The 11145-nt window shown below is 72.0% G+C and carries 11 protein-coding genes; 8 read left to right on the top strand and 3 right to left on the bottom strand.

The window, feature by feature from the left end; genetic code table 11:
* Nucleotides 1–9: 9 nt before the first annotated feature.
* Entirely contained in the window at nt 10–636 is a 627-nt protein-coding gene (locus BN1197_RS13735; protein WP_052466753.1) for a hypothetical protein, read from the bottom strand.
* Nucleotides 637–852: 216 nt separating this feature from the next.
* Here BN1197_RS13735 and BN1197_RS13740 point away from each other — a divergent pair, with 216 nt between their 5' ends.
* The 5 genes from BN1197_RS13740 (at nt 853) to BN1197_RS13760 (ending at nt 5891) form a co-directional block, all read left to right on the top strand.
* Entirely contained in the window at nt 853–1845 is a 993-nt protein-coding gene (locus BN1197_RS13740) for a lysophospholipid acyltransferase family protein (protein WP_082043913.1), read from the top strand.
* A gap of 14 nt (nt 1846–1859) precedes the next feature.
* Nucleotides 1860–3107: a MacS family sensor histidine kinase gene (gene macS, locus BN1197_RS13745; RefSeq protein ID WP_052466754.1), complete on the top strand. Its 1248-nt coding sequence runs from the start codon at nt 1860–1862 to the stop codon at nt 3105–3107.
* Nucleotides 3104–3808: a response regulator gene (locus BN1197_RS13750; RefSeq protein ID WP_052466755.1), complete on the top strand. Its 705-nt coding sequence runs from the start codon at nt 3104–3106 to the stop codon at nt 3806–3808. The genes macS and BN1197_RS13750 overlap by 4 nt, the downstream gene beginning before the upstream one ends.
* Before the next feature lie 112 nt (nt 3809–3920).
* On the top strand, nt 3921–5285 hold the full coding sequence (locus tag BN1197_RS13755) for a class II 3-deoxy-7-phosphoheptulonate synthase (protein ID WP_052466756.1): 1365 nt from the start codon (nt 3921–3923) through the stop codon (nt 5283–5285).
* A 9-nt stretch (nt 5286–5294) separates the two neighbouring features.
* Complete coding sequence (locus BN1197_RS13760; protein WP_040160649.1) at nt 5295–5891, top strand: molybdopterin-dependent oxidoreductase; 597 nt, start codon at nt 5295–5297, stop codon at nt 5889–5891.
* 36 nt (nt 5892–5927) lie between these two features.
* On the opposite strand, the gene BN1197_RS13765 is transcribed toward BN1197_RS13760, so the two are convergent.
* Nucleotides 5928–8063: a Stk1 family PASTA domain-containing Ser/Thr kinase gene (locus tag BN1197_RS13765; RefSeq protein WP_040160651.1), complete on the bottom strand. Its 2136-nt coding sequence runs from the start codon at nt 8061–8063 to the stop codon at nt 5928–5930.
* A gap of 73 nt (nt 8064–8136) precedes the next feature.
* Between BN1197_RS13765 and BN1197_RS13770 the strand changes: the two genes are divergently transcribed.
* Nucleotides 8137–8532, top strand: coding sequence for an Rv2175c family DNA-binding protein (locus tag BN1197_RS13770; protein WP_082043915.1), 396 nt, complete (start codon nt 8137–8139; stop codon nt 8530–8532).
* A 39-nt stretch (nt 8533–8571) separates the two neighbouring features.
* On the opposite strand, the gene BN1197_RS13775 is transcribed toward BN1197_RS13770, so the two are convergent.
* Complete coding sequence (locus BN1197_RS13775) at nt 8572–9732, bottom strand: polyprenyl synthetase family protein (protein WP_245851946.1); 1161 nt, start codon at nt 9730–9732, stop codon at nt 8572–8574.
* Nucleotides 9733–10096: 364 nt separating this feature from the next.
* On the opposite strand from BN1197_RS13775, the gene BN1197_RS13780 reads away from it, so the two are divergent.
* Together BN1197_RS13780 and BN1197_RS13785 are read left to right on the top strand one after the other, a co-directional pair.
* Nucleotides 10097–10411 (top strand): DUF6504 family protein, encoded by a 315-nt coding sequence (locus BN1197_RS13780; protein WP_052466757.1) that lies wholly within the window; start codon nt 10097–10099, stop codon nt 10409–10411.
* Nucleotides 10412–10560: 149 nt separating this feature from the next.
* The gene (locus BN1197_RS13785) at nt 10561–11004 is read left to right on the top strand and encodes an SAV_6107 family HEPN domain-containing protein (protein ID WP_052466758.1); all 444 of its coding nucleotides are present in this window, start codon (nt 10561–10563) and stop codon (nt 11002–11004) included.
* Nucleotides 11005–11145 lie beyond the last annotated feature (141 nt).

Consider the following 11145-nt stretch of genomic DNA (forward strand, 5'->3'; position numbering starts at 1 on the left):
CACGATGGGTCAGACGCGGGCTCCGTCGTCGTCATCGTCGGGGTCACGATCGTGGGGCTGGCGCAGCACCAGCGTGACGAATCCCGCGATGGTGAGCGCACCCGCGGCCCACATCTGTCGGTGCTCGGTGGGCGTGACGAACACGAGGTAGAGCAGCCACAGCGGCCCGCCCACGAGACCGACGAGCGCGAGGTAGAACGACCAGTCGGTGAGCACCGGCGGCAGTGGTGAGGGCGGCGGGGGGACGAACCCCTCCTCGTCGTCGTCCTCCGGCGGAACGTGCTGCCGCCACGCAGCGGTCTCGGCCGGCTGGGGCATCGGCTCGTGTGCCGGGGTCGCGCCGGACGTCGGAGACACGTCGGACGTCGGGGAGGCCTCGGACGTGGGAGAGACATCGGACGCCGGGAAGACATCGGATACCGGGGGCGAGTCCGCCGACGAGGCGTCGGCCGACGAGGGGTCGTGCCCCGCCGCGGGGTCGCGCGGTCGCGGTGATGCGGGGTCGAGAGGCGGTGCCGGCCGTTCGGTCGAAGCGCCTGCTCGAGCCTCGTCGGGCGGGTCGTCCCAGCGGGCGACGATGTCGGCGAACAGCGCGTCGATGTCGTCGCGTTCACCGCCGCCGGGGCTCGTCGTCATCGTGCACCTCCCACCGGGTCGATTCTTGCAGAGACCATCTCTCGGCGGGCGGCCGCGGTGCACCCCCGTCCCCTCGTGGTCGCGCCACCACTCCGTCGCCACCGCACCGCCACTCCATCGCCACGACATCGGGCGTCGCCGCGCTCTCGATTGATCGCTCGGCGCGCTCCGGAGTTCCGTACCGTAGAGTCTGCCCGGCCGATCAGGAGGTTCTCGATGTTGTACTGGTTCTTCAAACTGGTCCTCATCGGACCCGTGCTGCGCCTGCTGTTCCGCCCGTGGGTGGAGGGGGCCGAGAACGTTCCCGCGCACGGCCCGGCCATCCTCGCGAGCAACCATCTCTCGTTCAGCGATTCGATCTTCCTGCCGCTCATGTGCCCGCGGCGGATCACGTTTCCGGCCAAGAGCGACTACTTCACCCAGCCGGGGCTGATCGGCCGACTCAAGGCCGCGTTCTTCCGCGGCACGGGGCAGATCCCCATCGACCGCTCCGGCGGAGCCGCGAGCCAGGTGGCGATGGACGCGGGTCTGGCGGTGCTGCGCCGGGGCGAGTTGTTCGGCATCTACCCCGAGGGCACGCGGTCTCCCGACGGCCGCCTCTACCGGGGCAAGACCGGCATCGCCAGGCTCGCCCTGAAGGCCGGGGTCCCCGTCGTCCCGGTGGCGATGATCGACACCGACAAGGCTCAGCCGACCGGCCAGAAGATTCCGAGGATCATGCGGGTGGGGATGCGCTTCGGCGAGCCGATGGACTTCTCGCAGTACGCCGGGCAGGCCGGAGATCGCGAGGTGCTCCGTCGCGTCACCGACGAGATCATGGCGGCGCTCGCGAGGCTGTCGGGTCAGGAGTACGTCGACGAGTACGCGGCCACGGTCAAGGCACGCCTCGCCGCCCAGGCCAAGGAGCAGCTCGCCGCCAAGGCGGAGCACCTCGTGGCGGCGGCCAAGGCCGAAGGAGCACAGGCGCAGGCACGGGCCCAGGCCACTGCGGAGAACCTCGTCAACACGGCCAAGGCCGAGGGTGCGCAGGCGCAGGCGCGGGCCGAGGAGCTCATCGCCGCGGCCCGCGAGGAGGTCCAGCGACGGCGGGCCGCGCGTGCGGAGGACGCCGACCGTGCTCCCGGAGCTCGTGGAGCCGCCGGCGCCTCGACGCCCGACTCCGCAGATTCGGGCGACGCACCGCCTCCTGCGACCCCGCCCGCGGGATGACGCCCGGGCGGTGGATGCCGTCCGTCGCGGAGGCGTCGACGGCGGACCCGGCGGACGCGCGCGTCATCCTCGCGTTCTGGTCGGCGCTCGATCTGCTGCGCCCGCTGGTGTTGATCTACGTCGTGCATCAGTACGTCGGTCGCCTCGAGCAGGTCGAGCATCCGGCCGTGGGCTGGACGATCCTCGCGGTGCTCGCCGCCTGGACCCTCGCCACGCTGTTCGTCCGTCGACGCACGGCGGGGTGGCTCGCCGTCGAGCTCGCGATCGGCGTGGGCGGCATCCTCGCCTCGGGCTGGACGGATTCGACCGCGGTCATCGAGGCGGGGGCGCCGACGGTGCCGGGCATGTGGCCCTCGGCGACCGTACTGTCGTGGGCCGTGCTCGGCGGCCCACTGGGCGGTACCTGCGCGGCCCTCGCCATCGCGATCGCCGACCTCGTGCTCGTGCGCACGCCGAACGCGATCACCTTTCACAACATCGTCATCCTGCTGCTGCTCGGCTCGCTCGTCGGCTACTGCGCCGAGCTCGTGCGCGAGGGACACCGCATCGCGCAGGAGGCCGAGGCCGTGCGGGCGCGGGCGCTCGAACGGGAGCGGCTGGCGCGCAGCGTCCACGACGGGGTGCTGCAGGCGCTGAGCTTCGTCCACCGCCGCGGCCTCGAGATCGGCGGCGAGACCGGTGAACTCGGCCGATTGGCCGCCGAGCAGGAGCGCAACCTGCGTGAGCTCCTCCGCGTGCCCGTCGATCCCGTTGCACGCTCGTCCCGAACCGGTGAGGCCGACGGCGGCACGGCCGATCTCGCCCTGCTGCTCACCGCCCACGCGGGCGATCGGGTCAGCGTCGTCGACACCGGTGATCGTGTCGTCATGCCTCGCGGCCGTGCCCGAGAGATCGACGCAGCCGTGACGGCGGCGCTCGACAACGTCGAACGGCACGCCGGCCCGCAGGCCCGCGCCTGGATCCTGCTCGAGCGCCTCGGCTCCGAGGTGGTCGTCACCGTTCGCGACAACGGGGTCGGCATACCGCCGGGGCGGCTGGCGCAGGCTCGCGACGAGGGGCGTCTGGGAGTGTGCTCGAGCATCGTCAGCCGGATGCGTGATCTCGGCGGCCGGGCCGACATCACGTCCTCCGGCAGCGGCACGCAGGTCGTGCTGCGGGCGCCGGTGTCCGCACCCGCGGGCACCTCCGAGCCGCTGGGGAGTGCCGGGGGCGTCGAGCAGGGGCAGCAGGTCGAGACCCACGAGAGGAAGAGGACCGGATGACCGACGCGAACGACGGAGCGGGCGGGGCAACAGCGGCGGGACAGGCGCCGGCCGTGGTCGTCGCCGACGATCACCCGATGTGGCGGGACGCGGTGGCCCGGGATCTGGAGTCGGCCGGGATGCGGGTCGTCGCGACGGCCGCGGACGGGCGGGCCGCCATCGACCGCACGATCGCCGTGCGCCCCGACGTGCTCGTGCTCGACCTCAACCTGCCCGTGGTGCACGGGGTGCAGGTGTGTCGCCGCCTGCAGGAGGCGGTGCCGGAGGTGCGGATCCTCGTGCTCTCGGCGAGTGGCGAGGCCGACGACGTGCTGCAGGCCGTCAAGGAGGGGGCGACGGGGTACCTCGTGAAGTCGGCGAGCCGCGAGGAGTTCCTCGACGCGGTGCGACGCACCGCGGACGGCCGGGCCGTGTTCACCCCCGGACTCGCCGGCCTCGTGCTCGGGGAGTTCCGCCGGCTGGCCGTCGAACCGGTGGCCGAGGATCCGGCGCCGGAGCTCACGCCGCGGGAGACCGAGATCCTGCGGTACGTCGCCACGGGCATGAGCTACCGCGAGATCGCCGAGACGCTCGTCGTCAGCCACCGCACCGTGCAGAACCACGTGCAGAACACCCTCGGCAAGCTGCAGTTGCACAACCGGGTGCAGCTCGCCCGGTACGCCGTGGCCAAGGGCATCGTCGACGCCGAGGAAACGGGCTGAGCCCCTGCCGGCCCGGCGCCGTCCCCGGGGGAAACCCGCCTCGATCGCTGATGTATGCCCGGTGGGCGAACCCGTGGGCTTGGCGTGCGCCGGCTCCCATTACCCTGGCCGGGTGACTGCGAACGACACCCTCACCTGGGCCGACCTGCCCGCACGCCAGCAACCGGTGTGGCCGGACGCCGACGCGCTGGCCGCCGCACAGCGCACGTTGTCGACCTATCCGCCGCTGGTGTTCGCCGGCGAGTGCGACATCCTGCGCCGTCGCCTCGGTGACGCGGCCCGCGGCGAGGCGTTCGTCCTCATGGGCGGCGACTGCGCCGAGACGTTCGCGTCGGCCACAGCCGACAACATCCGTGACCGGGTCAAGACGATCCTGCAGATGGCCGCCGTGCTCACGTACGGCGCGAGCCTGCCGGTGGTCAAGATCGGGCGCATGGCCGGGCAGTACGCCAAGCCGCGCAGCAAGAACACCGAGACGCGCGGCGACGTCGAGCTGCCGGCCTACCGCGGCGACATGGTCAACGACTTCGCGTTCGACGAGGCGTCGCGCACCCCCGACCCCCAGCGACTCCTGCGCGCCTACCACGCGAGCTCGGCCACGCTCAACCTCGTGCGCGCGTTCACCCAGGGTGGCTTCGCCGACCTGCGGCACGTGCACGACTGGAACCGCGGGTTCATGTCGAACAAGGCGAACAAGCGCTACGAGCGCATCGCCCGCGACATCGATCGCGCGATGCGGTTCATGAACGCGTGCGGTGTCGACTTCGAGGCGCTGCGCCGGGTCGACGTGTGGGCCAGTCACGAGGCGCTGCTGCTCGACTACGAGAAGCCGCTGACCCGCATCGACTCGCGCACCGGGCGCCCCTACGGCACCTCCGGGCACTTCCTGTGGGTCGGTGAGCGCACCCGTGAGCGCGAGGGCGCGCACCTCGATTACGTCGAGCGCATCACCAACCCCATCGGGGTCAAGCTCGGGCCGACGGCCACGGGCGAGGACGCCGTCGAGCTGCTCGAGCGGCTCGACCCCGATCGCGACCCCGGCCGGCTCACGTTCATCACGCGAATGGGGCAGGACAAGATCCGGGAGGCGCTGCCGCCCATCCTCGAGGCGGTCAAGGCCTCCGGTCACCTGCCCACGTGGGTGTGCGATCCGATGCACGGCAACACGTTCTCCACCGAGAACGGGTACAAGACACGCCGGTTCGAAGACATCGTCGAGGAGGTGCGGGGCTTCTTCGAGGCGCACGCCCAGGTGGGCACCCACCCCGGCGGCCTCCACGTCGAGCTGACCGGCAACGACGTCACCGAATGCCTCGGCGGAGTCATGCACCTCGAGGACGCCGACCTCGAGCGACGCTACGAGACGCTCTGCGACCCGCGGCTCAACCACCAGCAGAGCCTCGAGCTGGCGTTCGTCGTCGCCGAGATGCTCGCCGAGCGCACCGGCGGGATCGCCGCCGACGAGCCGGGGGACTGAGCCGGCGCCGTGAGCGATCCGCTCGACGAGCTACGCGACCCGACCCCGCTGCCGCCCGGGCAGCGGGAGGTGCCGCTACGCCCGATGCACTACGGGCGGGTGCCGCGCGTCGACCTCGCCTCGTGGTCCCTGACGATCGAAGGGGCCACGGTCGACGGGTCGATGACACGGCTGCTATGGGCGGATCTCGAGTCGCTGCCGCACATCGAGGTCCGCGCCGACCACCACTGCGTGTCACGACGCAGTACGACGGGGCTCGTCTGGGGAGGCATCCCCGCGCGGGCGATCGTCGAGCTCGCGCCGCCGGCGCGTGAGGCCCAGTGGGTGCTCGCGTCGGCGGCGTACGGCTACCACGCCAACATCACCGTGGACGATCTGCTGTCGTCGCGTTCGCTGCTCGCCACCCATCTCGACGGCGAGCCCCTCGCACCGGAGCACGGGTGGCCGATGCGGCTCGTCCTCCCACACCTGTACGGGTTCAAGGGGCCCAAGTGGCTCATGGCGCTGGAGTACCTCGCCACACCGCAGCGCGGGTTCTGGGAGGAACGCGGCTATCACTTCACCGGTGACGTGTGGCGCGAGGAGCGGTACGCCCACCAGGAGTGAGGCGACTCTCCAGGCGCTTCGCTCGGGTGATCTCGATCAGACGACGTTGAGGACGACCCGGCTGCCCTGGGGAGCGGTGGCGCCCTGGGGCTCGGTGGAGCGGGCCAGGCCGAGCACGCCGCCGAGGATGCGGTTGACCTTGACCTCGAACCCCGCATTCTTGAGCTTGGCCACGGCCTCGCGTTCGCTGAGGCCCTGCACGGGCGGCACCGCGACCATGACCGGGCCCTTGCTCACGGTGAGGGTGATCTCGTCGCCCTTGTGGAGGGTGCCGGTGGGAGAGGTCGAGACGATCGAGCCCGCGGGCACGGTGCGGCTGTTGACGCGTTCGTCGGCGACCGTGACGGTGATGCCGAACTTCTCGAGCCGGGCCTGCGCGTCGGCCAACGGCATGCCGGGGATGTCGTCGACGGGCACCGGCTGGCGTCCCTTGCTCACGACGAGGGTGACGGTGGTGTCGGGCTTGGACGAGGTGCCCTTGGCGGGCTCGGTGCGGACGACCTCGCCCTTCGGGACCTCGTCGTCGTAGACCTCTCGAACGGTGGCGGCCGGCGCGAGATGCGCCTCGGTGACGGCGGCTCTCGCCTGCTCGACCCCGAGACCGGTGACGTCGGGCACGTCGTAGCGCTCGGGACCCTTGCTCACGACGATCGTCACGGGGGTTCCTCGGCGCACCACCGTGCCCGGCTGCACGTCGGTGTTCATCACCGAGTCGGCCGGCGCAGTCTCCGAGAACTGCTGCTCGGTGACCGGCACGAGGTCGTTGTCGCGCACCGCCTGCTCGGCCGCCACGGTGTCGAGACCGGTGAGGGTCGGGACGGTGCGCTCTCCCGGAGGCCCGAACCACCAGTACGCGGCGCCGCCCGCGGCGATGAGGGCCGCGGCGAGAGCGAGGAGGAGCGCGGTGCGGCGGCCGTGTCGTCGGGTGGCGTCGGGGGCGTCCGGGGGTGACGGGTCGGTGTTCTCGGCCGGGCCGGAGGCGGTCGTGGCGGGGTTTCCGGCGGCGGCCGCGGACGAGCCGGAGCGCGCGAGTCGGGGGATCGTCTGCGTCTCGCGGCGGAGGGGACGGGTGAGGTGCTGCTCGCGGGATCGCGTGACGGCGCCGACCCCGGCGAAGGACTTCTCGTGGGCCTCCTCGGCAGCAGCCGCGCCGGTGGCCTCCATCCGGTCGGGGCGGTGGTCGAGCACCTGCGTCGGCAGCCCGAGCCGGGTGGTGCGCACGGCCGCGAGGAAGTCTGCGGCGGTGGCGTAGCGATCGTCGGGGTTCGTGCGGGTGGCGCGGGCGACGAGTTCGTCGAGGGCGCCGGGGAGTTCGGGTACCTGATCCGAGGGCCGTGCCAGGGTGCCGTTGACGTGCTGCCAGGCGATGTGGATGGGGGAGTCGCCCTCGACGGCGGGCGTGCCGGTGAGCATCTCGTGGAGCACCAGGCCGGCGGTGTAGAGATCGGTGCGTTCGTCGGAGCGGCCGTGCTCGACCTGCTCGGGGGCGAGGTACGCGACGGTGCCGAGGAGCGGGCCCGTGCGTCCCGTGGCGGTGCTCGTCCCCATCGCGCGGGCGAGCCCGAAGTCGGCGACCTTGACGTGGCGGTGGCCGGAGGTGCCGCCGCGGGCTCCGTCGTGTCGGCCAACGCCGTCGTCTGAGTGCTCATCGCCGGGCTCGGGGGAGTCGTCGTCGTCTGGGTCGTGCGGATCGTGCGGGTCGTGTGAGTCGTGTGAGTCGCACGAGACGAGGACGTTCTCGGGCTTGATGTCGCGGTGGAGGATGCCCTTGCGGTGGGCGGCCTGCAGGGCCTGGAGGACGTCGGCGGCGATGTCGAGGGCCTCTCGCGGGGTGAGGGCTCCGTGGTCGGCGAGCAGGTCGCGCAGGGTCTGGCCGTCGACGAACTCCATCGCGAGGAAGAGGAGGCCGTCGTCCTCGCCCTGGTCGAAGACCGCGACGACGTTCGGATGCGAGAGCCTCGCCGCGGCCCGCGCCTCGCGGCGGAACCGGGTGACGAAATCGGGATCGCGGGCGAGGTCGGGGCGCATGACCTTGAGGGCGACCTGACGGTCGAGGCGCGTGTCGAGGGCGGCGTAGACACTGCCCATGCCGCCGTCGGCGATGTGGGTGAGCACCGTGTAGCGGCCGTCGACCGTGCGGCCGACGAGCTCGTCCTGCTCCACGCTCGCCACGGTCGGCAGTCTAGGGCGCCCGGTGCGGTCGACGGCTGTGCGGCGCGCGGAGCCGCTCTGGCACTCTGGTGGGGTGACCGATCAGCAGTTCCCCACCGACGCCGACCTGCTCGCCGGGCTGGAGACCCTCGTCGACGCCTGGATCTCCGTGCCCGAGGCCGCCGAGCTGCAGGGCGTCTCGCTCTCGGCCGTGCGCACCCAGATCAAGGATCGCGAGTTCGTCGCCGTACGCCGCGGCCCCAACAACGCCGTGTACATCCCGGCCGCGTTCGTCACCGCCGAGGGTCCGCTCGCCAACCTGCACGGGACGATCGTCGTGCTCGCCGACGGCGGCATGAACGACCTCGAGCTCCTCACGTGGCTCTTCACCCCGCAGGAGGGACTCGTCGGCGACGGCGCTCCCATGAGCGCCCTGCTCGCCGGGCAGAAGACCGAGGTTCGGCGCCGGGCCATGGAGACCGCGTTCTGACGTCGGTTCTGACGTCGGTTCTGACGCCGACGCGACCGGTCAGGCGTCGCGACGGGTGGCGAGGTCGACGAGGGCGGAGAGCGCGGCGCGGCCCTCGGAGGTGAGGCCGGTGACCTGGGCCAGGTGGTCCCGAGCGGTGGCGGTGCCGGCGTCGATGAGCCGCTCGAGCCGTTCGACGGCGCCGGCGTCGAGGATCGCCTGCCGCATCGAGGCGATCTCGTCCTCGGTGAGGTCGGGGTCGCCCACCCGCTCTCGCAGGAGCCGCGCGCCGGGGGAGTCCTCGGCCCCGAGCGCGAGGGCGAGGAGCACCGTGCGCTTGCCCTCGCGCAGGTCGTCGCCGGCGGGTTTTCCGGTGGCGGCGGGGTCTCCGAAGACTCCGAGCACGTCGTCGCGGAACTGGAAGGCCTCACCCAGCGCGAGACCGTATTCGCGCAGGTGAGAGGCATCGGCATCGGACACCCCCGCGGCGCCGGCGCCGATGAGCAGGGGATGCGCCACGCTGTACTGGGCGCTCTTGTAGCGCACGACCGACCGGCTGCGCGCGACGCGCGCGGCCTCGTCGAGGTCGGTCCAGCCGGTCACGGCGACGTGCATGTCGAGAAACTGCCCGGCCATGAGATGGCTGCGCATCTCGTCGAAGACGACCCGCGCGCGAACGAGTTCGTCGTCCGGCAGGCCGGCACGGGCGAACATCTCGTCGCACCACACGAGGCAGAGGTTGCCGGCGAGGACGGCCCCGGCGAGCCCGTACCGCTCGGGAGGGCCGGCCCAGCCGCGTGTGACGTGCTCGTCGGCGAACGCGACGTGCGCCGTCGGGCGGCCGCGACGGGTGCGTGAGTCGTCCATGACGTCGTCGTGGAGCAGTGCCGCGGCCTGGAACATCTCCATCGCGGCGGCCACCGTGGCGATGCCGTCGGTGTGCGTGCCTCCGAAGCCGCGATAACCCCACTCGCAGAAGGCCGCCCGCAGCCGTTTGCCGCCGGCGAGGAGGTCTGCGACGGCGTCGACGAGCGGAACCACGTCGCTGCCGAGCGGAGCCAGGACCCCGCGTTGCCGCGTGATCTCGTCGTCGAGCTCGGCCTGGATGAGGGCGCGGAACGCGTCGAGATCGAGGACGTCGCCGTGACCCCTCGACTCCGCGGTCTCGTGCGCCGCGGGCCGGAACACGTCGGGAGACGTACGTGGCTCGTGAGTGGACAACCGGACCTCCTCGTGGCTCCGCCGAGCCTACGACACCCCTGCGCGGGGGCTGCCGGCGTCCATCGGTGGAGTGCGTCGGACACGCGGTGGGCAGGCTGACGGTCCCAGGGTCGGGGCGTCTGGAAAGGACGTTCGTGCATGTGTACGCATCGCTGGGTACACGCCGCTGACCAGCGCATTCGTCACTGTTGACAGGTTGTCGGTGGCGGGGTGTAACCTTCTTTCATCGAACAATCGTTCGAACTCGAACACGTGTTCATGAATGCGGTGCTGCTGCCGTTTCGCCTGCCGAGAACCCCGCCCGAGGCATTCGAGGCGGTGGCGCGGCAGGCCCGAAAGAGCAGGCCCGAAAGAGCAAGGAGGGGTGACCGTGCGCAGGTACGACGAGCCGGTACAGGTCCAGACCGCGGACGAGGGCGTCCCCGAGCACGAGGCGAGCCCGCGCCGGTTCATCTGGCACGGGCGGGTGTACGACGTCGATGCGGTGCACGACCGGTGGGTCCTGCGGCAACCGTGGTGGCGTCGGGCCCTGGCCTCCGACGGCGGGGCGTGGGCGCTCGAACCCGACCTGCTCGACGAGCACGTGTGGCGGGTCAGCGCCGTCGCCCGGGGAGCCGGCGTCGGCGTCTACGACCTCGCCCGTGGCCGTCAGTGGCGTCTTCTGCGCGTCGGTGACTGACCCGCCGGCCTTTTCATCGGCAGGCCCCGTCCGCCTCGTCCGCGTCGTCCGCCTCTGGACCGCCGCGCGCTTCGGGCCGGCGCTCCCATCCGTCCCGTTCCCGACCTCCATGTTCGCCAGATCCAGTCACCCGTGAGAGAGGCCCGAGCATGACCGCCACCGCCACCTTCGACCTGCTCGATCGCGCCCACGCCACCCTCGTCCTCGCTCATCGCAGCGAGACGACCAACGACCGCTACATCAACGCCCACCTCGCGACCCTGCGTTCGGCCGCCGCCGTCGTCGCCGATCGCACCCCGGCCCGAACGAGTCGGCATCCTGGGCGGGGCAGGGGCCGCGGCGTGGCTCCGATGCGCGACACGTGGACGGTGCTCGCCACCCTCGCGCCCGAACTCACCGAATGGGCCGACTACTTCGCCCTCTGCGGTGAACGCCGCGGCGCGCTCGAGGCGGGGCAGATCGCGAGTCCGCGTGAGGCCGACGATCTGCTGCGCGACGCCGAGACCTTTCACGGTCTCGCCCTCGCCGCACTGGGGCTCCCGTTCGACGGTCACGTCGCCGAGCAGGGGCTGGTCGTCGCCGGGCGGGGATGAAACGCGTGGCGAGGCACCGCCACATCGAGACATCGAGACGCCACACGGTGGCGCATCGACACGCCGCGAACAGCGTGTCTGTTCGGCAGGCGCGACAGGTGAGGTGTCGCAGCGGCGGCATCACCGACGAGTATCCGTGAG

Source organism: Mobilicoccus massiliensis, assembly GCF_000826525.2.
Lineage (GTDB): Bacteria > Actinomycetota > Actinomycetes > Actinomycetales > Dermatophilaceae > Mobilicoccus > Mobilicoccus massiliensis.